At 48.3% G+C, this 24,953-nt stretch carries 37 protein-coding genes and 1 pseudogene; 14 read left to right on the top strand and 24 right to left on the bottom strand.

Annotated features, from left to right (window positions below; translation table 11 throughout):
• Nucleotides 1-175: 175 nt before the first annotated feature.
• The 7 genes from VF709_RS00475 to VF709_RS00505 form a co-directional block, all read right to left on the bottom strand.
• Nucleotides 176-667, bottom strand: a complete 492-nt coding sequence (locus VF709_RS00475; RefSeq protein ID WP_406807968.1) for a hypothetical protein — start codon at nucleotides 665-667, stop codon at nucleotides 176-178.
• Nucleotides 668-925: 258 nt separating this feature from the next.
• Nucleotides 926-1,189, bottom strand: coding sequence for a hypothetical protein (locus VF709_RS00480; RefSeq protein WP_406807969.1), 264 nt, complete (start codon nucleotides 1,187-1,189; stop codon nucleotides 926-928).
• 104 nt (nucleotides 1,190-1,293) lie between these two features.
• Nucleotides 1,294-1,644 carry a hypothetical protein gene (locus VF709_RS00485; protein WP_440230634.1) on the bottom strand — a complete coding sequence of 117 codons (351 nt, stop codon included), beginning with the start codon at nucleotides 1,642-1,644 and terminating at the stop codon, nucleotides 1,294-1,296.
• A gap of 286 nt (nucleotides 1,645-1,930) precedes the next feature.
• The gene (locus VF709_RS00490; RefSeq protein WP_440230635.1) at nucleotides 1,931-2,206 is read right to left on the bottom strand and encodes a hypothetical protein; all 276 of its coding nucleotides are present in this window, start codon (nucleotides 2,204-2,206) and stop codon (nucleotides 1,931-1,933) included.
• 7 nt (nucleotides 2,207-2,213) lie between these two features.
• Nucleotides 2,214-2,843, bottom strand: coding sequence for a glycoside hydrolase family 19 protein (locus VF709_RS00495; RefSeq protein ID WP_440230637.1), 630 nt, complete (start codon nucleotides 2,841-2,843; stop codon nucleotides 2,214-2,216).
• The gene (locus VF709_RS00500; protein ID WP_440230638.1) at nucleotides 2,843-3,121 is read right to left on the bottom strand and encodes a phage holin family protein; all 279 of its coding nucleotides are present in this window, start codon (nucleotides 3,119-3,121) and stop codon (nucleotides 2,843-2,845) included. The genes VF709_RS00495 and VF709_RS00500 overlap by 1 nt, the downstream gene beginning before the upstream one ends.
• Entirely contained in the window at nucleotides 3,111-3,500 is a 390-nt protein-coding gene (locus tag VF709_RS00505; RefSeq protein WP_063453571.1) for a phage holin family protein, read from the bottom strand. Before VF709_RS00505 ends, VF709_RS00500 begins: the two co-directional genes overlap by 11 nt.
• Before the next feature lie 650 nt (nucleotides 3,501-4,150).
• Here VF709_RS00505 and VF709_RS00510 point away from each other — a divergent pair.
• Nucleotides 4,151-6,112, top strand: a complete 1,962-nt coding sequence (locus VF709_RS00510; protein WP_440230639.1) for an AAA family ATPase — start codon at nucleotides 4,151-4,153, stop codon at nucleotides 6,110-6,112.
• 37 nt (nucleotides 6,113-6,149) lie between these two features.
• Here the strand turns inward: VF709_RS00510 and VF709_RS00515 are convergent, their stop codons facing one another.
• The 5 genes from VF709_RS00515 to VF709_RS00535 form a co-directional block, all read right to left on the bottom strand.
• Nucleotides 6,150-6,515, bottom strand: coding sequence for an antiterminator Q family protein (locus VF709_RS00515; protein ID WP_248056561.1), 366 nt, complete (start codon nucleotides 6,513-6,515; stop codon nucleotides 6,150-6,152).
• Between the two features lie 81 nt (nucleotides 6,516-6,596).
• Nucleotides 6,597-6,953 carry a RusA family crossover junction endodeoxyribonuclease gene (locus VF709_RS00520; RefSeq protein WP_440230641.1) on the bottom strand — a complete coding sequence of 119 codons (357 nt, stop codon included), beginning with the start codon at nucleotides 6,951-6,953 and terminating at the stop codon, nucleotides 6,597-6,599.
• Nucleotides 6,946-7,239, bottom strand: a complete 294-nt coding sequence (locus VF709_RS00525) for a Ref family recombination enhancement nuclease (protein WP_248056565.1) — start codon at nucleotides 7,237-7,239, stop codon at nucleotides 6,946-6,948. Before VF709_RS00525 ends, VF709_RS00520 begins: the two co-directional genes overlap by 8 nt.
• Nucleotides 7,240-7,383: 144 nt before the next feature.
• The gene (locus VF709_RS00530; RefSeq protein WP_114518993.1) at nucleotides 7,384-7,602 is read right to left on the bottom strand and encodes a hypothetical protein; all 219 of its coding nucleotides are present in this window, start codon (nucleotides 7,600-7,602) and stop codon (nucleotides 7,384-7,386) included.
• A 173-nt stretch (nucleotides 7,603-7,775) separates the two neighbouring features.
• Entirely contained in the window at nucleotides 7,776-8,102 is a 327-nt protein-coding gene (locus VF709_RS00535; protein ID WP_248056567.1) for a hypothetical protein, read from the bottom strand.
• 334 nt (nucleotides 8,103-8,436) lie between these two features.
• On the opposite strand from VF709_RS00535, the gene cui reads away from it, so the two are divergent.
• The gene (cui, locus tag VF709_RS00540; RefSeq protein ID WP_308926410.1) at nucleotides 8,437-8,961 is read left to right on the top strand and encodes a colicin immunity protein Cui; all 525 of its coding nucleotides are present in this window, start codon (nucleotides 8,437-8,439) and stop codon (nucleotides 8,959-8,961) included.
• A gap of 18 nt (nucleotides 8,962-8,979) precedes the next feature.
• Here the strand turns inward: cui and VF709_RS00545 are convergent, their stop codons facing one another.
• The gene (locus VF709_RS00545; protein WP_248089830.1) at nucleotides 8,980-10,119 is read right to left on the bottom strand and encodes a colicin-like pore-forming protein; all 1,140 of its coding nucleotides are present in this window, start codon (nucleotides 10,117-10,119) and stop codon (nucleotides 8,980-8,982) included.
• 139 nt (nucleotides 10,120-10,258) lie between these two features.
• On the bottom strand, nucleotides 10,259-10,519 hold the full coding sequence (locus tag VF709_RS00550) for a DUF977 family protein (RefSeq protein ID WP_151348039.1): 261 nt from the start codon (nucleotides 10,517-10,519) through the stop codon (nucleotides 10,259-10,261).
• On the opposite strand from VF709_RS00550, the gene VF709_RS00555 reads away from it, so the two are divergent.
• A complete protein-coding gene (locus VF709_RS00555) occupies nucleotides 10,513-10,800 on the top strand; it encodes a hypothetical protein (protein ID WP_440230643.1) in 288 nt (95 codons plus the stop codon). The genes VF709_RS00550 and VF709_RS00555 overlap by 7 nt on opposite strands.
• Here the strand turns inward: VF709_RS00555 and VF709_RS00560 are convergent.
• Nucleotides 10,720-10,965 carry a DUF1627 domain-containing protein gene (locus tag VF709_RS00560; protein ID WP_440231015.1) on the bottom strand — a complete coding sequence of 82 codons (246 nt, stop codon included), beginning with the start codon at nucleotides 10,963-10,965 and terminating at the stop codon, nucleotides 10,720-10,722. The genes VF709_RS00555 and VF709_RS00560 overlap by 81 nt on opposite strands.
• 5 nt (nucleotides 10,966-10,970) lie before the next feature.
• Between VF709_RS00560 and VF709_RS00565 the strand changes: the two are divergent.
• The 4 genes and pseudogenes from VF709_RS00565 to VF709_RS00580 all read left to right on the top strand — a co-directional run.
• A pseudogene (locus tag VF709_RS00565) lies at nucleotides 10,971-11,384 on the top strand (YeeE/YedE thiosulfate transporter family protein); the annotation flags it as partial.
• The gene (gene yedF, locus VF709_RS00570) at nucleotides 11,381-11,614 is read left to right on the top strand and encodes a sulfurtransferase-like selenium metabolism protein YedF (protein WP_013096288.1); all 234 of its coding nucleotides are present in this window, start codon (nucleotides 11,381-11,383) and stop codon (nucleotides 11,612-11,614) included. The pseudogene VF709_RS00565 and the gene yedF, both read left to right, overlap by 4 nt.
• Before the next feature lie 131 nt (nucleotides 11,615-11,745).
• Entirely contained in the window at nucleotides 11,746-12,180 is a 435-nt protein-coding gene (gene uspF / locus VF709_RS00575) for a universal stress protein UspF (RefSeq protein ID WP_038419774.1), read from the top strand.
• A gap of 88 nt (nucleotides 12,181-12,268) precedes the next feature.
• Nucleotides 12,269-12,673 (top strand): cell envelope integrity TolA C-terminal domain-containing protein, encoded by a 405-nt coding sequence (locus VF709_RS00580; protein ID WP_038419776.1) that lies wholly within the window; start codon nucleotides 12,269-12,271, stop codon nucleotides 12,671-12,673.
• Nucleotides 12,674-12,726: 53 nt separating this feature from the next.
• Here VF709_RS00580 and ompW read toward each other — a convergent pair whose 3' ends face one another.
• Complete coding sequence (ompW, locus tag VF709_RS00585) at nucleotides 12,727-13,359, bottom strand: outer membrane protein OmpW (RefSeq protein WP_013096285.1); 633 nt, start codon at nucleotides 13,357-13,359, stop codon at nucleotides 12,727-12,729.
• A gap of 281 nt (nucleotides 13,360-13,640) precedes the next feature.
• On the opposite strand from ompW, the gene VF709_RS00590 reads away from it, so the two are divergent.
• From VF709_RS00590 to yciA, 4 genes are all read left to right on the top strand, one after another.
• Complete coding sequence (locus tag VF709_RS00590) at nucleotides 13,641-14,045, top strand: YkgJ family cysteine cluster protein (RefSeq protein WP_013096284.1); 405 nt, start codon at nucleotides 13,641-13,643, stop codon at nucleotides 14,043-14,045.
• Between the two features lie 25 nt (nucleotides 14,046-14,070).
• Complete coding sequence (locus tag VF709_RS00595; RefSeq protein WP_013096283.1) at nucleotides 14,071-14,814, top strand: YciC family protein; 744 nt, start codon at nucleotides 14,071-14,073, stop codon at nucleotides 14,812-14,814.
• 56 nt (nucleotides 14,815-14,870) lie between these two features.
• Nucleotides 14,871-15,410: a septation protein A gene (locus VF709_RS00600; protein ID WP_038419778.1), complete on the top strand. Its 540-nt coding sequence runs from the start codon at nucleotides 14,871-14,873 to the stop codon at nucleotides 15,408-15,410.
• 105 nt (nucleotides 15,411-15,515) lie between these two features.
• Entirely contained in the window at nucleotides 15,516-15,911 is a 396-nt protein-coding gene (gene yciA, locus VF709_RS00605; RefSeq protein ID WP_013096281.1) for an acyl-CoA thioester hydrolase YciA, read from the top strand.
• Between the two features lie 38 nt (nucleotides 15,912-15,949).
• On the opposite strand, the gene tonB is transcribed toward yciA, so the two are convergent.
• On the bottom strand, nucleotides 15,950-16,669 hold the full coding sequence (gene tonB, locus VF709_RS00610; RefSeq protein WP_023620261.1) for a TonB system transport protein TonB: 720 nt from the start codon (nucleotides 16,667-16,669) through the stop codon (nucleotides 15,950-15,952).
• Between the two features lie 220 nt (nucleotides 16,670-16,889).
• Here tonB and VF709_RS00615 point away from each other — a divergent pair, with 220 nt between their 5' ends.
• Nucleotides 16,890-17,186 carry a YciI family protein gene (locus VF709_RS00615; protein WP_013096279.1) on the top strand — a complete coding sequence of 99 codons (297 nt, stop codon included), beginning with the start codon at nucleotides 16,890-16,892 and terminating at the stop codon, nucleotides 17,184-17,186.
• Nucleotides 17,187-17,222: 36 nt separating this feature from the next.
• On the opposite strand, the gene leuE is transcribed toward VF709_RS00615, so the two are convergent.
• Together leuE and VF709_RS00625 are read right to left on the bottom strand one after the other, a co-directional pair.
• Complete coding sequence (leuE, locus tag VF709_RS00620; RefSeq protein ID WP_013096278.1) at nucleotides 17,223-17,858, bottom strand: leucine efflux protein LeuE; 636 nt, start codon at nucleotides 17,856-17,858, stop codon at nucleotides 17,223-17,225.
• A 107-nt stretch (nucleotides 17,859-17,965) separates the two neighbouring features.
• Nucleotides 17,966-18,139: a YciY family protein gene (locus VF709_RS00625; protein ID WP_086528096.1), complete on the bottom strand. Its 174-nt coding sequence runs from the start codon at nucleotides 18,137-18,139 to the stop codon at nucleotides 17,966-17,968.
• A gap of 144 nt (nucleotides 18,140-18,283) precedes the next feature.
• Between VF709_RS00625 and cls the strand changes: the two genes are divergently transcribed.
• A complete protein-coding gene (gene cls / locus VF709_RS00630) occupies nucleotides 18,284-19,744 on the top strand; it encodes a cardiolipin synthase (protein ID WP_020690926.1) in 1,461 nt (486 codons plus the stop codon).
• A gap of 33 nt (nucleotides 19,745-19,777) precedes the next feature.
• Nucleotides 19,778-20,107: an HI1450 family dsDNA-mimic protein gene (locus tag VF709_RS00635; RefSeq protein ID WP_013096276.1), complete on the top strand. Its 330-nt coding sequence runs from the start codon at nucleotides 19,778-19,780 to the stop codon at nucleotides 20,105-20,107.
• A gap of 26 nt (nucleotides 20,108-20,133) precedes the next feature.
• Here VF709_RS00635 and VF709_RS00640 read toward each other — a convergent pair whose 3' ends face one another.
• Genes VF709_RS00640 through oppB form a run of 5 tightly spaced genes read right to left on the bottom strand, consistent with a single transcriptional unit; the run spans nucleotide 20,134 to nucleotide 24,885 of the window.
• Nucleotides 20,134-21,003 (bottom strand): ion transporter, encoded by an 870-nt coding sequence (locus tag VF709_RS00640; RefSeq protein ID WP_013096275.1) that lies wholly within the window; start codon nucleotides 21,001-21,003, stop codon nucleotides 20,134-20,136.
• A 14-nt stretch (nucleotides 21,004-21,017) separates the two neighbouring features.
• Nucleotides 21,018-22,022, bottom strand: coding sequence for a murein tripeptide/oligopeptide ABC transporter ATP-binding protein OppF (oppF, locus tag VF709_RS00645; protein ID WP_020690924.1), 1,005 nt, complete (start codon nucleotides 22,020-22,022; stop codon nucleotides 21,018-21,020).
• A complete protein-coding gene (locus VF709_RS00650) occupies nucleotides 22,019-23,032 on the bottom strand; it encodes an ABC transporter ATP-binding protein (protein ID WP_013096273.1) in 1,014 nt (337 codons plus the stop codon). Before VF709_RS00650 ends, oppF begins: the two co-directional genes overlap by 4 nt.
• Before the next feature lie 11 nt (nucleotides 23,033-23,043).
• On the bottom strand, nucleotides 23,044-23,952 hold the full coding sequence (gene oppC / locus VF709_RS00655; protein ID WP_013096272.1) for an oligopeptide ABC transporter permease OppC: 909 nt from the start codon (nucleotides 23,950-23,952) through the stop codon (nucleotides 23,044-23,046).
• A gap of 12 nt (nucleotides 23,953-23,964) precedes the next feature.
• A complete protein-coding gene (gene oppB, locus VF709_RS00660) occupies nucleotides 23,965-24,885 on the bottom strand; it encodes an oligopeptide ABC transporter permease OppB (RefSeq protein WP_013096271.1) in 921 nt (306 codons plus the stop codon).
• Between the last annotated feature and the right edge of the window lie 68 nt (nucleotides 24,886-24,953).

Raw genomic sequence — 24,953 nt, forward strand, 5'->3', positions numbered from 1 at the left:
AGCAGGCATTCAGGTACCCTTTAGAACATTGTCCGAAAAATTTAGCCCTGAGCTGAAACTGACTGGATTAGGTTCGAATACGATGCGCATAAAAAAGCCACCTATGTAACTAGGGGGCATTCTTTAAAACGAAAAAAAATAGGACAATAATTCTATAACTAACAGCAGCATTTCTTTATTTAAACTCAAATATAAATCTTGAAGAATAAGTAGAGTTTAGAACTTCAAAAACATCTGTATTAGAAATTTTGAAATTGAGATAGTCATCAATTGCTGTTATCGATGACCTCCAGTTACTTTCAACAGAAGTCCCATCAAATATATGTTCGCACATTACCCAGCAGTCATTTGCATGATTTAAGGCATCGAGGATGGATTTTAGTTCTGGAGGTAGGCTTGTATTAATTACTGACGGCCCATAAATCAAGTTTGTGGAGTTTCGGTTAAGAGCACTTCTTGCCCCGGGAATTTTATCCCAATTCTTCGGCATATATAAGAATAAGTTCCTTAAGTTAAGAACGGATTTTTTGAATTCAATCTTAAGCTTTAACTTTTCTTGGTCACGCCAAGCAGTAAGTGCTTGCTTGGCAAAATACACTGCTATGATAGTAGTTCCAGCAGACACTACGCCACCAATAGCGGATACTGCATCCCAAATCGACTCCATACTAACTCTCTAAAAGTTTAATTTTGAGTAAAGTTATCATAGTACGGGAACGCATGCGCTGTCATGCCAATTCCTTCGCACAGATGGTGATTTATCCCATATGATGCTCAAAGCTAGCATCTTGACTTGGACCTCACCCTCCTGGTGTTTTGCAATGCCAATGCTAGATTAGAATTTCAATCTGATTAATCTAGTTGAACTCACCAGAAAAAAGCCACCGGTATATACCAATGGCTTCAACAAGAGTGAAGTGACGTTCTAATTCACTGTGCCATTAAGTACGGAAACATGTTTATTGAAATGTTTATCAATCTCATCTTTGTAATTAGGCGTACCATTTTGGCTTTCAACAATAAAGCTACAAAGAGTTTTTATCGATGGGGCACCAACAACTGTGTAAATTGTCACTTCAACCTGGTATTTATGATTAGATAATTTAAAAACTTCATATTTTACTTTTGTGAGATATTCAACCTGAAACAGATAGGTTTCAGTGAGAGTTAGTTGTTCAGTTGTCGCCATGTTATCCTCTTCGGTTTCGAAAATTACACTAAAAAAAGCAACATAAAAATATTATCGCAGCACTATTGATGATAGATATGCGATAACAATACGAATTAATAGTTTTACTCCCTGCTTTTCCGTGAAGAAGTCGCTTCATCGAGTGAGGCCTGAACGTACAAAGTAATAATGAGCCCTGCAGTTTCAGCATTCTTTTTTATTGACTCGTATGTGTTGCGTACAGCTTTATCAGCACCCAACTTGAGATCTCTGAAAGTAGGATTCGGACCTGCAGTCTCGATTGATACAGGAATCGTACCAGTATAGATATTGCTCGGCAGGTGTTCATCTACTGATTTAAGAGAACATAACCCTTTTTCCTCCAAGTAAGCATTCATATATCTATAGTCTGGGTTTTTTGAATACGATAAATCAAAAGTTATTGTCACTCGATAATCATAAGTTAATGTAGCCATAAACACCTCCAGATAGTTAAAGGGTTATATCGGCCACAATCGTGAAAACTTAAATGAATTTACTGAAATTTTTTCCTAAAACCTTAGAAGTATAAGTTGCCTTGAAGATTCTGTGAAAACAGAATGCTTGCAATATGCTTTTCACTAAGGGCTTTCTAAAGCATTTTTGTGACAATAGGCCATCCAAATCTTATTGTGGGTTAGAATATCTTTTTTCGTCTGGCGTTCCATAGTGTAGATGTCGTGTTCAGTCAGGTATATTGGCTTAACCCAATCACAGGCAGTATCAACCACCACCGGGACGCTTCCACGTGTCACGCAGCTCGCGATCAACATCGTCGCCAGACATATGGTTAACAGTTTGCTGTACATTGCTGGCCTCTTTAGTTGTCTCTACCCGGCGTTCTGCTGCTGCGACCGTTGCCGCTGCGTTATCTTCGGTGCGCTGCTGATCTGCTTTCGCTTCAGCTTTGCTTGTGCCGCGAATATGGCCCAGGCCGAAAGCGCCAGCGATGGCGGCAATGACAGCTGCAGCAATACCAATTAAAGTTTCAAACCCCATTGTGACCTCACAACAGCACTGATTTTGCCAGGTTAAACAGCGCACGGCGTTTATCCAGACCGTTACGGCCGCCATTGATAAGCAGCGTGACGCGCTCCACATCGCCTGAATGGTGCAGGCATCCGTGCGAGACGTAGAACCATGCGGCGGAGCGCGCAGCGTATTCATCTCGTTCCAATAGTTCTGGATACGAAACCAGATCCCGTTTGAGAGCCTGGCCGCAGCTGTGATAGTTGCTAAGCCCGGTGATTTGCTTAAGGCCTCGGCCGCGATATTTCCAGCCATCACCAGCAACCTGGTTGCCCAGGTTCTTTTTTCCCCACTCACCGCCATAAACCAGATTTGCTATCGCTTTCTGATTTGCCGGTTGCGTTGCCGTTCTGCCGAGTGCGGCGGCCTGCTGTGCAGTAATGCGATGCTTGCCGAACGTAGGTACCAGGTTTTCTGCCGCATAGTTCAGGTTTTCCACCAGCCGGGTGAAACCGCCGGACTCATGGCCCATCTGCGCGATAAACATGGCCTGATCGAGCGGCGCGGTTATGCCGAATTCCTTCATTGCAGCATCGATATGCTTAAACCAGCGCAAAGCGAGCCCGGCGCTAATCCCAGCCGCCTTTTGAAATAGTATTTGGTTCATTAGTGCCTCAGAAGATCAACCAGACGTGCCAGATTTCCCCGGACCTTCATAACAGCTGCGCATATCAGGAGGTTTGCCACCACCACCAGCCAACTGGAGTCACGATAGAGGCCGAAGATGAATTGCCACGGGATTACTGCGTAAACCAGGATGGTTATATACGCCAGGATTGAAATAAAAGGACGGTGCCGGGCACCATGGCGCTGGTAGAACATCAGAACGACGACGATCACCGAGCAGATAAGTGCGTTAAAGACAGCTGACGGGTCAATTACCATTTCCCCCTCCTCCGCGTAACCGTGAGAAAAAACCGAACAGGGTGTTCAGGTCCTGGTTATTAAGAAAAGTTAGGATTTTTATACACAGTGCAGACAGAATCACTGCACCGAGTGCATCCAGCGGTTTTTCATAATTCGAGGCAGCATTGAGCCATGAACCAACAAACCCGGCGCCAAGCACTCCAACAATGAATGATGTAAGGAAATATGCAGCCAGGCGAGCACGCGTAAGGTTTGCAGCTGTCGCGACGTAAAACACCGCACCACCAAACGCTCCAAACACCACGCCGAAATCTGTATGAGTAAAGACACCGTACAGGACTGAACCCAGCAGGCCACCGCCAAGAACTGCACCAGTGCCGGTTAATGGATCGGACATTACGCCCCCTCTGTTATTGCTGTGAATCCTCTCAGAAAAATTGAGGGGAGATAAAAAAAGCCCGCTTTTGAAGGCGGGCTAATGAGTGACTATTAGTAAGTAAGGTAGGTAGTCGTGGGTTTTGCTAACTGACCAGAGTGAGACAGTATCGGGCTGATTCACAACGGTTCAGGAGAACCATCAGGCAGTTACCTTCAACACACATTTCAAGCGTAGCAGCAGTTTGCAAATTCATAAAAAAAGGCCTGCTTTTTACGGCAGGCTCTCAAGGAATTTGAAACTGTATTGTTGTTGTCAATGTGCTGAATGCAATCCAACTGTCACTACCCTAGCCAGAAAGATATGCGCATACTCGCAACTAAGCTATTGACTAAAATGCGTTCACGATTAAAACGGATTCACCGCAGATGGATTGTTACGCTGTTTTTTTCATATATACAATGTTTCATTGCTTTGAATCCTCTCAGAATAGTAGATAGTAAACAAAGGGTGACATTACCAGGCCTTGAGAGATGTCCTAGCTTTTGGTTATGTGTACGCTTCCTGGCTAGTGACGAAAGAACTACACTTACCACATTAACTGATAAAATGCGGACCGCGTGAGATTTTTTTGATATAATTTTTTAATGAATCACTAAACTGTATCGGCCATGAAAACATCAATACAAAGCTTAAAATCACATAGCGGTTTTTACCTTGAAGACAAGATCCAATTTGAAGGTTCTATTTGTGCAATAACTGGTAAAAATGGTGTAGGAAAAACTCGTCTGCTACAAAGCATAGTTAATGGTTCTGCAAGAGTTACCATTGATGATGTCGAAATCAATAATGCGCAAGTTAGTTTACTTAACATGCCTGAAGAAAGACCACAAATACTTACGAATAATACCCAAAGCCAATTTGCCTCTAATCTTGCCAAGAGTATATTATCCATTATTGATAAATGCTCAAATAGTGAAAATATTCCAATAACTGCATATTGCCATATGGGTAATACCATAGGCATGTCGGACTCCGAGGAAATCAATCTAAGAGATATTGTGGAAAGAGCCGAAAAAACGCTTAACAAACCATTTACTCATATTGGAGTCGAGGAACTTGAACTATCAATTATACTTAACAAGGAAATAATAAATGGAAAGACCAATTGGACGCCAATAAACTTAAGCCAACTCGTTTCAAATTACCATCAAGCATTTAATAAAAATCTTTTTTTAAAATTCATGCATTCGCAGGATCATAAAACCTCATTCTTTGATGACGATGCTATAAAGTTATATCTGGGAGAGCATGATCCTTACCATTATTTTAATGAGATTATCGAAAAACTTTTTCGAGGGAAGTATTCGGTCACGCCACCAAGTGACAAAATCTCATCATGGGAATACTCACCTAACCTTGTACTTAACTCTTCTGGAGAGAAGATAGTTGTAGATGACCTCTCCTCTGGAGAGAAAATAATATTTTGGCTAGCAGAAAAAATATTCATTAACTCATATTCCAGTAATAAATATGCATTCCGCAACAGAACCATTATACTAATAGATGAGCCGGATTCGCATTTGCATCCTCAAATGATTGTTGATTTCTATGATTGTCTAAAAGCACTATCTCAATCTTTGAATTTAGTTTTTATATTTAGCACTCACTCCCCAACAACAATTGCACTTTGCCCAACTGATAAAATTGTAAATATCTCCCATAATATATCAAACAATTCCTATTCTGCAAAAAATATCAGCAAGGACAATGCTATTTCTGAATTGTTAGATGGTGTAAGTCAAATATCAATAAACCCGGTAAACAATCGACAAGTATACGTTGAAAATGTGAACGATCATACAATTTTCGAATTTATATTTAATCAAATAAAGAACCGAAGCAGTCGAATCGATAGACACATCAATCTTTCCTTTGTTAGTGCAGGAAAGAAATTTTCAGAGTCAGAATTAAAAAAAATACTTGAACCATCAATTAAAGACAATGATGAAATTGAAAGGATCATACAACGTATAAATGGTGATGGGAATTGTCAACAAGTCATCGGGATGGTTCAAAACCTTCGTGAAAATGGAAACTTAACAGTGCGTGGGTTAATTGATTGGGATAAAAAAACTAGAAACCATAGCAGCGACATAAAGGTACTCGCTAAAAACCGAGCTTACTCAATCGAAAACCTCGTATACGATCCTCTTGGAATATTTGCTCACTATGCAAAGAACCTTATTGAGCATGAGGATTTCAAATATGATAAAGAAAAATATGATTCTTGGGCTGAAGTAATAACTGACGACACTCTCTTACAAAACATTATTGATAATGTAACAAAAAGAATTTTGGGTAGAGAAAATGCCAAAAATTATAACATTGAATATTTAAATGGCAAAGTATTCAGTGGTGATCAAGAATTCTTCATTCCAAAAGATGATAAAAACGGCCATGACTTCGCTGACGAGATTTTGAAAAACTATCCTGCTATCAAAAGATTAGAAGTAAATAATCGCTTCCCTCCTTTGATATATCAGTTTATGTCACGCGCGACTGTGGCACACCTAGAACGCGGATTCATTAGAAAAGAATTTGAAGAAGCTTTTGTTCAACTTCAAAAGTAATTTAAAGAGCCATGGCCGATAAACCGGCCATGGCTCTTTAACAATTCATTTCCAAACTGACGTTCAACATGCATAAACAGCCTTCGATGAATCCTTCGGCCATCTGAATCTCTATGCGTATTAGCTTCTCGTCTTTCTTGTAAGCTTTCGCTATTTTACGTTTTGAAATACCATATAGATAATGTGCAACTAATAGCGAATGCTCATAAGGCTTACGCTTTTTAAGTCGAGCTAAACATCCCTCGATAATCAGGGCATCGTTATCAGTGCATGAAAGCCGGGATTTGCTTGTTTGGGGAAATAACCCTTTAAATCCAGCGGCGATTGATGAGTAATCCACACCAGAATTATCGCTAGCTGCCCATCCCCCCCAACGCTCTAAGATCAATTTAATATCATACATAGTTCTGTAATCCTGTCTTATTTATGCTATCGCTGAACTGCATACCCTGAGTGCAGAACTGTTTGAGTGATAATTTAAGATTCATTTCATGTCCTCGATAATTATCATTCCGGATTCGCCCCAAACTTTGGATGTCCTTGCATCCCAGATATGGGCGTCATCCTCAAACAAGGCATCCAGTAGCGATTTTGTAAGATTGTCCATATCTGGCTTCACCTGGTGTGGTTGGCCGTCCATAGCTGCGCGTTTTTTCTTGCTCCAGCTCTTCGGCATCGGCAAAACGAAAGTGATATGTGCCCCATTCTCCGGCACCCGGATTCCGTGCAGGCGGGCTTCATCGCAAAAAATGCGATATCGCATCACCGGCGGACGCTGCTTCCACTTATCAGCGCGGGTCATGCGGGGTTTTCCGACAGGGGTGATGATGTATTTAGGCATAGAACACCTCCAGCTCTAACTGGACCTGCTCCAGCAGCTGCAACTCGGTACCGAAGTTTTTCTCCCATTGCTTACGGCCAGCATGAATCGCCACACCATAACCGCCGTTGCGATGGTGCATATGGCACAGGGGAATTGATTTCCGATGGTCAGCGCGCTGGCTTGCGCCCTGCCCGGTTCGGATGTGGTGGATTTCCGCAGGCGTTTCGCCCAGGTTCTGGTTTCTGCATACGATGCAGCCCAGTGCGGCCACACGCGAAAGATGGAGGCTATCTGCTTTCTTCATGCTGGACCTCCAGCATAAGCAGAAACACCGCACACAGACGGGCGGTGAGAATTGTTTAGGGTAATGCTCTGCGCCATTTTGATTCCTCAGGTTGGCGCAGTAATCAGTGGGTGTTCAGCCCGTTTGATTATTATAAATCAACACTTACTGCTTGAGAACTTTAAGTGCTTGCGGCAGGGAGTTTAAGTTCATGATACGGTCTTCCTCACCCAGCACCTGGGATGAAAGCCTATCACCGTCCCGACGAATCAGAGTGCGCATGGCATTACTGGTCACCAGGTAGTCAGTGATTTCACCATCAGTAAGACATAAAACAATCATTCCGTCTTTGGTGAGGCCTGCGGCAAATTCATTCAATTTCATGGGCACATCCCTAAAATGGATTTCCCCTTGCGGGGGCGGTCCTTTTCTCCCTGCGTGCTGATTTCTTTAAGGGTTCCGCTAACGTGATGTCTAATAGGTTAGACAGAGCAATTTCGCTTAATTGTTCTGTCTAACCGATCGGTAATCATTACACAGGAATCAATAATAATATTCTAAATAACAGTATTGTTATCAGTTTCAGTGACACGATTAAGAAAGAGCGTCACAACCCCAACAATGTTCACGTCATCCAGCGAATCTCCTTCGATATCCTCACCATCCTGCGTAATGAGGGCATTTCCCTGTACCTTTGCTAAGTCCATTCTTCCGTAGAATGTAATAAGAACGGTGTCACCTGTTCGGGGTTTCGTGTTTACATTGATGAGTACGTAGCCGCCACTGGTTTCGATAGTGCGGCAATTATCGTCATAGCCGCATACACTGCTTATGCTGAGCAACTGATGCTCTGTGTAATTTGCCACTGGTGATGTAATTTTCATAGTAATCACCCCTGCCGAGTAACTGTATATTTATACAGTATCATCAAAATAACGAGGGTCAAGAATTTGGGTGCAAAAAAAACGCCCTAGCGTGTAACTGATTAATTATCAACCAATTATTATCAAAGCCAGCGCCATCAAACAGTTAAAGTTGATAGCCAAATTGCGCCTGATATCATATGCATTAGATACACTTTTTTACCTGTTGATGGGATTATACTTTTAGGTTGAAACCGGGTTCACAGGCATCCGGACATAAATTTAAGTTAATTTGTCATTTGGAGTGAATAAGTTATCATTAAGTATCAACAGTATGGTAATGGAGAGGAATCAAATGGAAGGTAAAGCCCTTATAAGATATACGGCCATATCGCTCATATTAGGAATACTACCAATAATAATAGTTTTTTCCATATATTTCGGCGATAAGGATTCATCCATCCTTATGACCCTTTACGAATGGGCAAAAGGATATAATCGTGATTTTTCAGAACAACATTTAGTTGTGAGCACAATAGCTTCTGCATATACTAAAATAGCCCCGCTGTTTGCTATATTGATGTACGTTTTATGCTGGAACAGGCTTAAAATAACACTCAAGGATTATGATTTAAAGGGCTGGCTTAAACTCCTACCAGGTATGATTATTCTCATCGCAGGTGTATACTGGTTAACATACTTTGGCATTGATAATATGTCGGATAGCATATACAGAGTAAAAAGACTAATTGCGGCGAATGAATTTTTCTTAATGATTTATTATATTCTTTTATTTTTGACAAACTATGTTTTCATATGGATGTTCATGCTTTATTTGTATGCATTAAAAGGAGTGCCTTACTTCAAAAAGCGGGCATAAACCCGCTTTATCTGAAAATTACTTAAATAAACCTGCTACAGCATTGTTAAGCTCTTTAGCTTTATCAGGGCTAATATATGATGTAGCAATTGCTATGCCAATGACGGCCATAACTGTAAGAGCGGTGATCGCTACAGCAGGGATAGAAACAAGAGATGCCAATCCACTAATCAAAGCAGTAACAATACCGAGTGCCACACTACCAGCAATACCACTTAAATACATCGCCTCTATTTCTAATGCCAATGGTTGCCAGTTCCCAGTGGTGATACCAATGATAGCCCCATCTTTAATCTTTTGAGCTTTTAACAATCTATCAGCCCAGGTAAAGGCCCGTTCCAGGCCTTTAAACCGGTCTGCCAGCGTTGATAAATTCACGTGATTGAGAGCATTTACCAGCGCAGTTTTATCAGCCTGGCTTAATTTCATGTTAGGGTTTTTCGTGATTGCTTCAAGGGAGGCCATCGCTTCCTTAAAGGTGCGAATTTTCTTACCTTGAAAATTACGAATATCATTAGCCACACCTTGCGCCAGGACTTTATATTTTTCGCCCAGCCTACCACTAATTTTTTCACCTGCATCTACAATAATTTCGGCAGAAACAGTGATTGCTTCTTTTTGCTTTTGATCAAGAAGGTACAGCTGAACAACCGCAACAGCCTGATCATGCATAATATAATCTGGATTGCTTGTAGTACCGTCTGCGTAACTAGATTTGAATGTGTCAGTTTTTCGGTTATATCTAACTTGATATATCTCTTTTCCAAATCTTACTGCGTATGCAGTTATATCACCCTTATCAAGTATCTTGCTGACCGCGGGTCTATCTAACGTTCCTTTGTAACCTTCTTGCCAGTTTTTTATATTGGCTTTATATTTCGCCGGTTTGTTCTTGCTAGCCTTGAGAGCGTCTGATGCGCTCTTATTAGTTTTGGCATCTGCCCAAGGAACACCTCCAATCCCTGGATTAATAGGATGCGTCCCCTCAACGATCATTGTGAGGCCATTGCCCAAGTCAACTTCCATGACACCGCCCAAGGCAACATTTGCGCCGCCACTTGAACCAGAACCACCACCATTTCCATTCCCTGAACCGCCACCCCAATGGACACCACTACCTGCATTACCGTCAACTGTCATTGAATCTTCGTTAGGCATTTTTTCCTCCTTGTTAGGCTTTTAACAACTGTATATACATACAGCATCGTTACGTTAGCCCTAACCATCAGTTAAGTCAAGTAAACTGTAGGTGGCAGATTTTTAAGAGGAAATGTGGGTTCTTTATCTTAGAGATTGCTCATGCCGCAGTCTTACTGCTCGAAAAACGTTTCAGGTCAAAATCGATGGTTGCGCGCTGATCGCGGAAAATACCGCAACGACCGTGACGAACCAGACCGCCCTGCTCTACAGCGGTGCGGAGATATTTCTCAGCGGTTGTGCGATGCAGGTCGAACATCGCAACGACATCTTTAGTAGTGATGCGCCCATGCACTTTCACCAGTTCGATAATCCGGTTGATAATCCTGGTGCGCTCGTCATGCGTTTTTGGTCTTGGCATCGTTAAGCCCTCCCACCAGCTTTTGCCATTTATCCTCAAGTTCTTTACGGGCTGCCGTCTCACCGCCGGATGGGAACGAAAATCCCACCCGCCAGGCAGAGCATCCGTTTGAACAACGAATTTCTGCAGACCCCCAGTTCATCCCCCGGCTACGGACCTTTATCGATGGTGACTGGCCGCAGTCAGGGCATTTTGGTAAATCACTCATCGTTGATACCTGCCAGCAGGTGTTTATGGCGACGCAGCTCCCGAACGGCACCCTGAAGACGCTGCAGGTTTGACAGCTTCGCTTTTGTGCGGCGAATTTCGTTCGAAATAAAGCGCGATGACGGAATAATCAGGTCATCAGGTCGGGCGGTGAACGCAGGAATATCCCCAATAATTTCATTCAGGGATTTACTGCCTGGCTCAGTTTGTACCGCTTCGGTGCTGTCTGTTTCAGTCAGGCCGGTTAAGCGCCATTGGCATCTTCAGCTATGTGCAACTGGGTGTTGAGCCGAAAATCATGTGGGCTGGTCCGAACGCGGTGATTGGCGGTCTGCTGTTTGGCTTCGGAATTGTACTGGCTGGCGGGTGTGAAACCGGCTGGATGTACCGCGCGGTTGAAGGTCAGGTGCATTACTGGTGGGTAGGTCTGGGGAACGTCATCGGCTCCACCCTGCTGGCCTGGTACTGGGACGATTTGTCTCCGGTGCTGGCCACGAACTGGGACAAGGTGAATCTGCTCAGCACGTTTGGCCCGCTCGGCGGGCTGCTGGTGACCTACGCCCTGCTGCTGGTCGCTTTTTTACTGGTTGTCGCGCAAGAGAAACGCTTCTTTCGCCGTGCCACGGTTAAACCTGAACCCCAGGAGAATGCAGCATGAAAGAGATTGTGCCTGACTACCGCCTTGATATGGTCGGTGAACCGTGTCCTTACCCGGCTGTCGCCACGCTTGAAGCGCTCCCGCAGCTTCAAAAAGGGGAAATTCTGGAAGTGGTGAGCGACTGCCCGCAGTCCATCAACAACATTCCTCTGGATGCCAAAAACCACGGTTACACCGTACTGGATATTCAGCAGGATGGCCCGACCATTCGCTATCTTATCCAGAAGTAAACCGCCAGGTGACGGGGGGCGTCCCCCCGTCAAAAAAGCTGCCTCACCTCCCATTTTGATGGCGAATACAGCGCCACTGAAAATGGTAGCACTACACTTAAAGTGGATAAAAAACAAACAGGAGGTGAGGTATGTTTAATTCAATTTTAGTCCCTGTCGATATCTCTGAAAGTCGTCTGACCGAACAGGTGATTCCCTATGTTCAGGCAAACGCAGCAATCAGTAACGGTAAAATCCATTTTCTGACGGTAGTGCCTTCTTTCCCTTACTATTCATCGCTTGGGCTGGCGTATTCGGTTGAAATGCCAAAGCTGGCGGAGATTCAGGAGGAAGCCCTTACAAAGCTCAAAGAGATGGTTAAGCAGTTCAATTTACCTGCCGATCGTGTGGAGACACACGCCATTTCAGGTGCGCCTAAAGATCAGATCCTGAAGCTGGCTGACAGTATCAACGCTGACCTCATTATCATTGCGTCGCATCGACCGGATATCACAACCTACCTTTTAGGTTCAAACGCGGCAGTTGTGGTACGCCATGCAAAATGCCCGGTGCTGGTTGTACGCTAGCGAGGCTGGTGAGAAACTTAAGCCCCGGAATCCCGGGGCTTATTTAAATCGTTGTACAATAAAATAATTTCGATAAACGGACTTAACAATGAAAAAAGTAGTGATGCTGATATGCCTTGCCACAGCAATAACGGGCTGTGCCCCTCTCGCGCCTGAAGGTTGTCAGAAGAAAACCGCTCTCGACTCGTGCTCCTATAAGCAGTCCGGTAAAGTCTCCGATAAGGATATCTATGGTCAACAGGCTGCCGCGATAAAGAAAGCGCTGGACTCGGCGCTGACCGATCCGCACGCCTGGAATGGTAAGCGATGCAACATGCATCTCGACTTTACCGTCGACGGGCTACTGCAGAACCTGGAGATAAAAGGCGGAGACAAAGCGTATTGCCAGGCTTTAGCCGACGCGGCAACACGGGCCACCTTCCCGCCCTTCACAGACGAGCGTGTATTTCAGGATATGGGTTCTGCCCGCTGGAACATGGAGGGGCAACCGTAGAGGTAAGCCGGTAGAAAGACTGGCCATGTTCTGGCCAGTCCCGGAAAGTAGAATCAGAAACGATAACCCGCAGAGAACATAAATACCCACGGATCCAGACGGGTACTGATGCTTTGTTGCTGTCCGCCTGCCTTGAAGCGGACATCGGTATCGATATCCATATACCAGACCGAGGCGTTAATTAACCAGTCGCGGTTAATGAGATAGTCCATCCCCACCTGTCCTGCCACGCCCCATGAATCTTTCAGGCTGAGATCGGTCAGTCCGGCCTCTTTACCGGTATCGTTGAATTTCTCATCAAAGAAGGTGGTGTAGTTCACGCCCGCGCCAATATAGGGGCGCAGTTTGCTGCTTGAGTCACCAAAGTACCACTGCGCCATCAACGTTGGCGGCAGATGGTGCACCGTGGCGATATCACCGGTTGGGCCTAAACCTACGCGATGACGGAATGGCGTCGCTGCCAGAAGCTCAACGCCAATGTTATCCGTCGCCATATACGTGAATGTTAAACCTAACTGGGTATTGTTGCTGACGTTAAAGCCACCCATTCCCAGCACGTTATCAGAACCTTCAGTTGGACGTACCGTTGCCGAACCGGCACGAATAAAAAATTCACCTGCTTCATGCGCATACGCGCCGCCAGAGAGACTGCTTAAGATAAGGGCTGCCACCGCTAATTTTTTCATATCCGCTCCATCGTTGTGGTTTTAGCTGCGGATGAAAATATACTCACAAATGAGTAATAAGTGATCTGTCACAGATCACATTAAAACCAGTAACTTAACATTCATTGATCTGGGTTAATTTTTGGTGACACACCGTAAGGCCAAAAGTTGTTCTTACGTCAATTTTTGGCATTTCCCGGTTACAAAATTTTCTGTTTCCCCCCTCTTGCTCTTCGAATGGCGGCTGGATAATTTAGCGCTCTCACAATGTGATTTGATGCGTTCTTTTTTGCAGGTGTGCCATGAGTGATATGAACCCGTGCATGACGTGCGGAGCCTGTTGTGCGTATTTTCGAGTCTCTTTCTACTGGGCCGAAGCCAGCGATGGCGGCGGCACCGTTCCGGTTCATCTCACTGAACCGTTATCCCCTTTTCTGCGCTGCATGAGCGGTACGAATCAAAAGCAGGCCCGCTGTGTGGCGTTACAAGGCGAGCCAGGCGTGTCGACCCGCTGCTCCATCTATGAGGATCGCCCCAGCCCGTGTCGGGACTTTACGATGTCTGGCGAAGAGGGTCAGGTCAACGAAGCCTGTAATCGCGCCCGCGCGCGCTTCGGATTACCGCCGCTTTACAAAGATATGCTTTTCCATACAAGCCTTGATGCTGCCACGACCGCGTTATCCGGTGTACAATTGCCGGCTAATTAACACCTGCAATACTCAAGGAGAGTGCATGTCTATCACGGCGAAGTCTGTCTACCGTGACACGGGAAACTTTTTCCGCAATCAGTTCGTAACCTTTTTACTGATCGCGTTGTTATGCGCCTTTATTACGGTGGTGCTGGGTCACGCGTTCTCTCCGAGTGACGAACAGATCGCCAGCCTGAGCCAGGGCGACCATCTTGCAGGTAGCGTGGGGTTGTTTGAGTTGGTGCAAAACATGACGCCAGAGCAGCAGCAAATCCTGCTGCGGGCCTCTGCTGCATCGACCTTCTCTGGACTGATCGGCAATGCCATTCTCGCGGGCGGTGTTCTGCTGATGATCCAGCTGGTTTCTGCAGGCCACCGCGTCAGCGCCTTACGGGCGATCGGTGCCAGCGCGCCGGTATTGCCTAAGCTGTTTATCCTCATCTTTTTAACCACCCTGCTGGTGCAGATGGGGATCATGCTCGTTGTGGTTCCAGGCGTGCTGCTGGCTATCGTCCTCGCGTTCGCTCCGGTGATGGTGGTGCAGGACAAAATGGGGATCTTTACCGCCATGCGCAGCAGCATCAAACTGGCATGGGCCAATATGCGCCTGGTGGCACCGGCCGTAATTAGCTGGCTGCTGGCCAAAACGCTCCTGCTGCTGTTTGCCCCAAACTTTGCAGTCTTAACGCCGAACGTCGGTGCGGTGGTAGCCAACACGCTGAGTAACCTGATTTCAGCGATACTGCTGGTTTATCTGTTCCGCCTGTATATGTTAATTCGTCAGTAATCCTGTGGCCGGGTGCATCGCAAAACCCGGCCCCACACAGAAGATGGAATCACAGAATGAAGCAGTTTCTTGATTTTTTACCGCTGGTCGTGTTTTTCGCGTTTTATAAGCTGTATGACATTTATGCAGCCACGATGGCGCTGATCGTTGCTACCGCTATTGTGCTGATCTACAGCTGGGTTCGCTATCGTAAAGTCGAAAAAATGGCTCTGATTACGTTCGCACTGGTGGCCGTGTTCGGTGGGCTTACGCTGTTCTTTCACAACGATGAATTCATTAAATGGAAAGTCACCGTGATTTACGCGCTGTTTGCCGGTGCATTGCTGATCAGCCAGTGGGTAATGAAAAAGCCACTTATCCAGCGCATGCTGGGTAAAGAGCTGACGCTGCCACAGGAAGTATGGTCCCGTCTGAATATCGCCTGGGCGCTGTTCTTTATTCTTTGCGGCCTGGCGAATATCTACATCGCCTTCTGGCTGCCGCAGAGTATCTGGGTCAACTTCAAGGTCTTTGGCCTGACGGCGCTGACGCTCATCTTCACTCTGTTAAGCGGTGTCTATATCTACCGGCACATGCCGCAGGATGATAAACACTGATGAATCCCCGACCAGAACGTGCACAACAGGCGTTCTGGTCTATTCTCTCCTGCCAAAAATCATAGTAGCATCCCGCCTGAAGTCTTCAGTTACGAGTTTAAAACAATGACAACAAATGACGCCCCTCAGGGCGAACTGGTTTTACGCACACTGGCAATGCCTGCGGACACGAATGCCAATGGCGATATTTTTGGCGGCTGGCTGATGTCGCAAATGGATATGGGCGGCGCAATTCTGGCAAAAGAGATCGCGCATGGTCGCGTTGTGACAGTCCGGGTGGATGGGATGACCTTCCTGCGCCCGGTCGCGGTGGGTGATGTGGTCTGCTGCTATGCACGCTGCGTCAAGCGCGGTAATACTTCCATTTCCATTAACATTGAAGTCTGGGTGAAAAAGGTCTCATCTGAACCGATTGGACAGCGTTATAAAGCAACAGAAGCGCTGTTTATTTATGTGGCAGTCGATAGCGAGGGCAAACCCCGCCAGCTGCCTCAGGCCTGATCTTCAGGCATAAAAAAGCCTCCTTGCGGAGGCTTTTCTTATTCCATCTGCGCCCCGCCGTTCAGACGGAAAACAATATTAACGATCAACCCACTGCCTGGTTTGCCTGGCTCATAACGCCATCTGCGCATCGCCGATTTCACTTCACGCTCAAACATATTTGAAGGCTGAGCAGACAAGATTTCCACGTTATCAACACGCCCGTCCGGGGTGACGTCAAATTTGACCCGCACACGACCTTCAATGCGCAACGCCTGAGCACGAGGAGGATATTGCGGCTGGTTGCGGCTCACGGCGCGCGGGCCAGCGGGCGCGGTTGGCGTCGGTTTTGCGGTCGCGGGCGTGTTATTCATCAACGGACGCGAAGGCGCTGTGTTTTCTACCCTCTGCGTAGCGCGTGGTTCAACCGGACGTTCTTCCCGTTTAGGGCGCTCCTCCACCTTTTTCACCGGTTTTGGTTTCGGCTTAGGCTTCGGTTTGGGTTCTGGCTTATGGATCACCACCGGCGCTTCCTTTGGTGGCTCCGGAACCGGCTCAGGTTCTGGTTCTGGCTCAGCAACCGGCTGCGGCGGTGGTGCAACCTGCGGCGGCTCAAGATCCGCAGGCGAGACCATCGTCACTGAAATGGGCTGCGAAGGCGCTGGCATTTCAATAACCTGATGAACCGAGGTATAGAGCAAACCCGCCACGACAGCACCGTGAATCACGACAGAAAGCAGCGTCGGCCAGGGAAAGCGGCGAGGTAAATCAAGGGTCATCGAAGTCATAATCATCAACGTTAAAAAACCGAATCCTGATTTTAAATGCAAATAGCAATCATATTCAATAAGACACTTTGTTCTGGCGCAATTTAGGCGCGGGAGAGGCCAAAAAAGAGGCATTCAGATCAGGGTATTAACATTGTTTTTATTTTACATTGCAGTCAGTTGTCCTTTCACATAACGTAACTGACACTTTTAATGGTTAAGGAGCTTCACCGTGTTTTACGTGATTTACTCTGAAGATGTCGCTGATTCCCTGGAAAAACGCCAGTCTGTACGCCCCGCTCACCTCGCACGCTTACAGTTGCTGCAGGATGAAGGGCGTTTACTGACTGCGGGCCCTATGCCGGCCGTCGACAGCAACGATCCGGGTGCTGCCGGTTTTTCTGGCTCCACGGTGATTGCCGAGTTTGAATCCCTGGAGGCCGCTCAGGCCTGGGCCGATGCCGATCCGTACGTTGCTGCGGGTGTTTATGCGAAAGTGACGGTTCGACCGTACAAAAAAGTGTTCTGATACTAAAAAAGGCTCCCTCAGGAGCCTTTCTTTCAATCAATGCAGCGATGCTAACCGCGCCGCAAACCCGACAAACAACAGTCCTATCAGGCCGTTCCCCAGCTTTGCCAGTTTCTTTTTCGTTTTCAGATAACGTGTGACAAAAGCGCCTGAGAAGATCAGGAAGCTCATATACATAAAGCTTATTAGCTCAAGCGTGGTCGCGAGGATCAGGAAAGAGGTACCGGTATTCTTCGCATTCACATCGATAAACTGAACAAAGAACGAGACGTAGAACAGAATCGCTTTCGGGTTCGTCAGGCTCAATACCAGCGAGCGTTTCATGATCATGCTGGCAGGCTCGGTACCGCTTTCATGCGTATTATTCTGACGGGTAATGACCGACCAAAGCATTTTGCCGCCCAGCCACAGCAGATAAAAAGCACCTAAATAACGTACGATATTAAACAGTACCGGTGTGGTCTGAATTAACGCGGCAACGCCCGCCCAGGCCAGGAACATCAGTACGGCATCGCCGATAAACACGCCGGTGGCGGCGAGATACCCTTTTTTAACGCCGTGACCAATCCCGGTTTTCAGCACAAACAAAGTATTCGGCCCTGGCACCAGTACGATAAAAAATGCGCCGACAACGTATGTCCAGAAATTCAGTACGCCAAACTCCGCAAACACTTCTCCCTCCTTTTGCTCAACACAACAGGAATAGCGCTGCAAAGACGCTATTCCCAACAACCAGACGCCATAAAATCATTGGGCACCTTGCGGTGCCCTGATGGTTCTCAGAAATCCTGGACTGCGAACAGCAACGCATTGCGGTGCCGGGTCATTCCACATTTCCTGATGGCGTGTATACGCATATTGCGGCGGGATTGTGCTTCCAGCCAACGAGCCTTACGACGGTTCACCTGTCGCAACATGCGCCAGCGCCCTACTTCAGTTCTACTGCGCTTCATGTCTACAACTCTTTCTTTAAAAGAGAGGCCATTATAAACCCAACCCTGCAGCAAACCAGCGCTTTTAGCTGGCGTTTTTATTTGCCAGATGATTCCTGATGCGTACACTCATAACAATACGCTTTCAAAAGGATTTTTTTACCTATGACAACCTTCTACACCGTGGTGAGTTGGCTGGTCATTCTGGGATACTGGCTGTTAATCGCGGGTGTGACATTGCGCATCCTGATGAAGCGCAGAGCCGTACCCTCTGCCATGGCCTGGCTTCTTATAATTTATATCCTGCCGCTGGTAGGAATTATTGCCTATCTCTCTTTCGGTGAACTTCATCTGGGCAAGCGTCGTGCCGAGCGTGCCCGGGCCATGTGGCCTTCCACCGCCAAATGGCTGAGCGATCTCAAAGCCTGTAAACACATCTTCGCAGAAGAAAACAGCAGCGTTGCCTCCTCATTATTTAAACTGTGCGAACTCAGACAAGGTATTGGTGGGGTAAAAGGCAATCAGCTCCAGTTGCTGACCTCTTCTGATGACGTCATGCAGGCCTTGATCCGCGATATTCAACTGGCTCGTCACAATATCGAGATGGTGTTCTATATCTGGCAGCCCGGCGGGATGGCAGACCAGGTGGCGGAATCGCTGATGGCTGCCGCACGTCGTGGCATTCACTGCCGTTTGATGCTCGACTCCGCAGGCAGCGTCGCCTTTTTCCGTAGCCCCTGGGCAGGGATGATGCGTAATGCCGGCATCGAAGTGGTCGAGGCGTTAAAGGTCAATTTACTGCGCGTTTTCCTGCGCCGGATGGATCTTCGCCAGCACCGCAAGATGATCATGATCGACAACTATATTGCCTATACCGGCAGCATGAACATGGTTGACCCCCGCTTCTTCAAGCAGGACTCGGGTGTCGGCCAGTGGATTGACCTGATGGCAAGGATGGAAGGACCTATCGCCACCTCCATGGGGATTGTCTATTCCTGTGACTGGGAGATAGAAACCGGCAAACGTATTCTCCCGCCGCCACCGGATGGCAATATCATGCCCTTTGAAGAGGCCAGCGGACATACCATCCATACCATTGCCTCCGGGCCGGGTTTCCCGGAGGATTTAATCCATCAGGCGCTACTGACCGCCACTTACGCGGCGCGTGAATATCTGATCATGACCACGCCCTACTTCGTTCCGAGCGATGACCTGCTGCACGCAATCTGCACCGCAGCACAGCGCGGTGTCGATGTCAGCATCATTCTGCCACGCAAGAATGACTCGCTTCTGGTGGGCTGGGCCAGCCGCGCGTTCTTTAGCGAACTGCTTGCCGCCGGTGTAAAAATCTACCAGTTTGAAGGCGGGCTCCTGCATACCAAAAGCGTCCTCGTGGACGGTGAGTTAAGTCTGGTGGGCACGGTAAACCTGGATATGCGCAGCCTGTGGTTAAACTTTGAAATCACGCTGGTCATTGATGATGCCGGATTCGGCGGTGATCTGGCGGCGGTACAGGACGATTATATCTCCCGTTCACGTTTGCTGGATGCCCGGCTGTGGGTAAAACGTCCGCTGTGGCAGAGAATTGCTGAACGACTGTTTTACTTCTTTAGTCCGTTGCTGTAAAACGTGCCCAACGATGTTTAACAGGTAGTCATCATGGAAATGGATCTGAACAATCGCCTGACCGAAGACGAAACGCTCGAGCAGGCCTATGACATTTTTCTCGAACTGGCGGTTGATAACCTCGATCCCGCAGATGTGATCCTCTTTAATCTGCAGTTCGAAGAGCGCGGCGGCGCGGAGTTATTCGACCCTGCAGAAGACTGGGCTGAGCACGTGGATTACGATCTCAATCCTGACTTCTTTGCCGAAGTGGTGATTGGGCTGGCAGATGAAGATGGTGGCGAAATTAATGACATCTTCGCCCGCGTGCTGCTCTGCCGCGAGAAAGACCATAAGCTGTGCCATATCATCTGGCGCGAATAGTAAAAGGCTGCGAATGCAGCCTTTTTTTAATCCGGTAGCGCACTCCCGCAACGGTTACAGAAGCGGGCGTTAAGCTCATGTTCAGCCTGGTGACAACCCGGACATTTTCGCTGCTGTTTGCGGCTCTGAAATGCGCTGCTCATATGGGTTGTGATAAGACCTGTCGGAATGGCAATCACCGAATACCCAATCAGAATCAGCACCGATGCGACGATACGTCCAAGCGGCGTATGCGGCGTGATATCCCCGTAGCCAACGGTCGTGACGGTGACAATGGCCCAATACACAGAGGCATTCAGCGTTGTGAAGCCATATTTTGGCCCTTCTATCAGGTACATCAACGCACCGAAAACAATCATGACGATCGCGATAAACGAGTAAAACAGAATGAGTTGATGCCGGGCACTGACTATTGCGCTCCAGAAGACCCGCAGAGACGGCATAAAACGCAGCAATTTCAGAATACGTAATACACGAATAACGCGCATCGCCCGCCATGCAAAGACATAGCTCAGGCTAATCTCCGGCCACAACCACATGACGTAGAGCGGCAGGACGGTGGCTAAATCGATAAATCCCCAGAAACTGAAAACATATCTCGCCGGGTTGGGCCAGCAGACGACCCGCAGCAGATATTCGGCAGTAAAGACCAGGGTAATAATCAGTTCGATCCAGACAAATATATGCCATTCATCATAGGTCAGGTGATACTGCGTCCCGGCTCCCGATTCAAAGAAAATAACCACCACGCTGATGAGTGCAAACAGCCCGCAGATCCCTTCGAAGCGGCGTCCGGATATCGTTTTAGGATCGAATAAAAAATGATAAAGCCGCCGACGGGCAGAGGTGAATAGACTCGACACGGTAACCTCGCAAAAAATAAGGGCTGACATCATGTCAGCCCTTGCGATTATAACGGGTCTACTTTCAGGCAGGAAACCGCATGTCGGAAACTGCCTTCCAGAACCGGTCGTGTTTTCGCACACTCCGGCCCGGCCAGTGGGCATCGCGTACGGAACACGCAGCCTGATGGCGGATTAATCGGCGACGGCAATTCGCCTTCCAGCAGCTGGATGGTTTTATTTTTTTCCAGATCGGGATCGGGAATTGGCACCGCGGACATCAGCGCTTTGGTGTAGGGGTGCAGTGGATTGTGGTACACCTCATCATAGGTGCCCAGCTCCACGGCATGGCCCAGGTACATAACCAGTACGCGGTCAGAAATGTGCTTCACCACCGCCAGGTCGTGCGCAATGAAGATCAGCGACAGCCCCATCTCACGCTGTAGCTTCTGCAGCAGGTTAACCACCTGCGCCTGAATCGACACGTCCAGCGCGGAGACAGGCTCATCGCAGATGATCAGCTTCGGCTCAAGGATTAACGCGCGGGCAATACCGATACGCTGACACTGGCCGCCGGAGAATTCGTGCGGATAGCGGTTGATGAGGTTTGGCAGCAGCCCCACTTTCATCATCATCGCCTTAACACGATCGCGTACTTCCTGACGTGGCATCTTCGGATGATAGGTCCGCAGCGGCTCGGCAATGATCTCACCGATGGTCATACGCGGGTTTAAGGACGCCAGCGGATCCTGGAATATCATCTGGATATCGCTGCGTACGTCGCGCCACTCTTCGGGCTTCATCCCCAGTAGATCTTTACCCAGCCACGCCACTTTACCGCCGGTCGCTTTCACCAGCCCGATAATGGCACGCGCAAAGGTCGATTTACCGCAGCCGGACTCACCCACCACGCCCAGCGTTTCCCCTTCATACAGACGAAGCGTTACGCCATCCACAGCTTTCAGGGTCTTGGGCGGCTGCCAGAACCACTGTTTACCGTCTTTGATGTCGAAATGCACTTTAAGATCGGCAATTTCGAGCAGCACATTTCTTTTTTCATCTAATGCGTTCATACCAGCTCCTCCTGCGGCTTAAAGCAGGCGCGCAGACGGCCTGGTGCAAACTCTTCCAGCGGCGGAGCGCTGTTACAAATCTCCATCGCGTGCGGGCAGCGCGGCTGGAACGGGCAGCCTTTCGGCAGGCGCAGCAGGTTTGGCGGGTTGCCCGGAATGGTCAACAGGGATTCCCCTTCCGCATCAAGACGTGGCACCGCATTCAACAGGCCGATCGAGTACGGATGCGCAGGCTGATAGAAAACATCGCGCGCTTTGCCATATTCCATCGTACGACCAGCATACATCACCAGCACTTTGTCACAGATACCGGCAACCACGCCCAAATCGTGGGTGATCATGATAATCGCCGTGTTGAACTCACGCTTAAGCTCGTTCAGCAGGGTCATGATTTGCGCCTGGACGGTCACATCCAGCGCGGTGGTCGGTTCATCGGCAATCAGCAGTTTTGGACGACACAGCAGCGCCATGGCAATCATCACACGCTGACGCATACCGCCAGAGAACTCATGCGGGAACATGCGCATGCGCTTACGCGCCTCTGGCATTTTTACCGCATCGAGCATTTTAACGGACTCTTCAAAGGCTTCGGCTTTGCTCAACCCTTTGTGCAGCATCAGGACTTCCATCAGTTGCTCACCGACGCGCATGTACGGGTTCAACGAGGTCATCGGATCCTGGAAAATCATTGAAATCTGCTCAGCACGCAGCTTGTTCAGCTCGTGTTCAGGCAGGTTGAGGATCTCACGTCCGTTGAATTTGGCGGATCCGCCAATTACACCGTTTGCGGCCAGCAGCCCCATCAGCGCGAACGCCGTCTGAGATTTCCCGGAGCCGGATTCGCCCACGATACCCAGCGTTTCACCCGCGCGCAGGTTGAAGTTGAGATCGTTTACGGCGGTGACATCCCCGTCCGGCGTCTTAAAGGTGACGCGGAGATCGTTTACATCCAGCAGAAGGTCACTCCGCTGTTGCGCCTGTGGCGCGGTTGCCGTTTCAATAATTGTCATGACGGCGCTCCTTAACGGTCTTTCGGGTCGAGGGCATCACGCAGGCCATCGCCGATAAAGTTGAAACAGAACAGGGTCACGACCAGGAAACCCGCCGGGTATAACAGCAGCCACGGTGAAACTTCCATTGAGTTTGCGCCATCGCTCAACAGCGCGCCCCAGCTGCTCAGCGGCTCTTGCGTGCCCAGCCCAAGGAAGCTCAGGAAGGATTCAAACAGGATCATGCTTGGTACCAGCAGTGAGGCATACACCACCACCACGCCCAGCACGTTAGGAACAATGTGGCGGACAACGATATTCCCTGTCGATACACCCCCCACCTGCGCCGCTTCGATAAACTCTTTGCGTTTAAGGCTCAGCGTCTGGCCACGTACGATACGCGCCATATCCAGCCAGGAAACCATGCCGATGGCCACGAAGATCAACAGGATGTTCTGGCCGAAGAAGGTCACCAGCAGGATCACGAAGAACATGAACGGGAAGGAGTTTAAAATCTCCAGCAGACGCATCATGACCGAGTCCACTTTCCCGCCGAGATAGCCGGAGAGCGAGCCGTAGAGCGTACCGACGATCACGGCAACCAGCGCCGCTGCAATCCCCACCATCAATGAAATACGGCCCCCAATGGCGACGCGGACCAGCAGGTCACGGCCGGACGAGTCCGTACCAAAGTAGTGGCCGGACTCCATATCCGGCGCACTGGACATCATGCCCCAGTCCGTATCGAAATAGGTGAATTGCGACAGCATCGGCGCCAGGGTCACAAACAGCGCGATCAGCACCAGAACAACCAGACTGGCGACCGCTGCGCGGTTATGCATAAAGCGACGGCGGGCGTCCTGCCAGAGGCTACGCCCTTCGACTTCCAGTTTTTCACTGAAGTTTTCCAGCGCCTCGCTGTTTTTCTTACTCAACATCATGGCGTGCTCCAGTTAGTAACGGATTTTCGGGTCGATAACGGCATACAGCACATCGACAACAGCGTTAAAGAGAATGGTCAATGCACCCACAAGGATCGTCAGGCTCAGCACCAGAGAATAGTCGCGGTTGAGGGCACCGTTAACAAACAGCTGGCCAATACCCGGCAGACCGTAGATGGTTTCAATAACCATTGAACCGGTAATAATACCGACGAACGCCGGTCCCATGTACGAGAGCACAGGTAAAAGAGCCGGCTTGAGCGCATGGCGGAAGATAATCCGGCGCATCGGCAACCCTTTCGCGCGCGCGGTACGGATGAAGTTTGAATGTAACACTTCAATCATCGAACCACGGGTGATACGCGCGATACTGGCGATGTAAGCCAGAGAAAGCGCCACCATCGGTAAAATCATGAATTTCAGTGCCCCGCCGTTCCAGCCGCCGCCGGGCAGCCATTTCAGCGTGATGGCAAATATCATCACCAGTAACGGCGCGACAACGAAGCTGGGGATAACCACCCCGGTCATTGCGACCCCCATTACCGTATAATCCCATTTGGTATTTTGTTTAAGCGCGGCGATAACGCCTGCGGTGACCCCGAGAACCACGGCCAACAAGAATGCCGCAGCACCCAGTTTTGCCGATACCGGGAAGCTGGACGCCACCAGGTCGTTAACGGAATAGTCTTTATATTTAAATGACGGCCCAAAATCGCCATGCGCCAGTTGCTTCAAATAGTTGAAGTATTGCGTGGAGATAGGATCGTTTAAATGATATTTCGCTTCGATGTTCGCCATCACTTCAGGTGGCAGCGTACGTTCACCCGTGAATGGACTTCCCGGCGCGAGACGCATCATAAAGAAGGAAATTGTAATTAGAATAAATAACGTTGGTATCGCTTCTAAACAGCGACGCAGGATAAATTTCAACATTGCCCGTACCTTCTGGCGTGTGCCTGATGAATGTTACAAAGTAGACACAGTGGGGCAAGCCAGGCCCG

Source organism: Enterobacter sp. Lyrl_3, assembly GCF_051948675.1.
GTDB lineage: Bacteria > Pseudomonadota > Gammaproteobacteria > Enterobacterales > Enterobacteriaceae > Enterobacter > Enterobacter cloacae.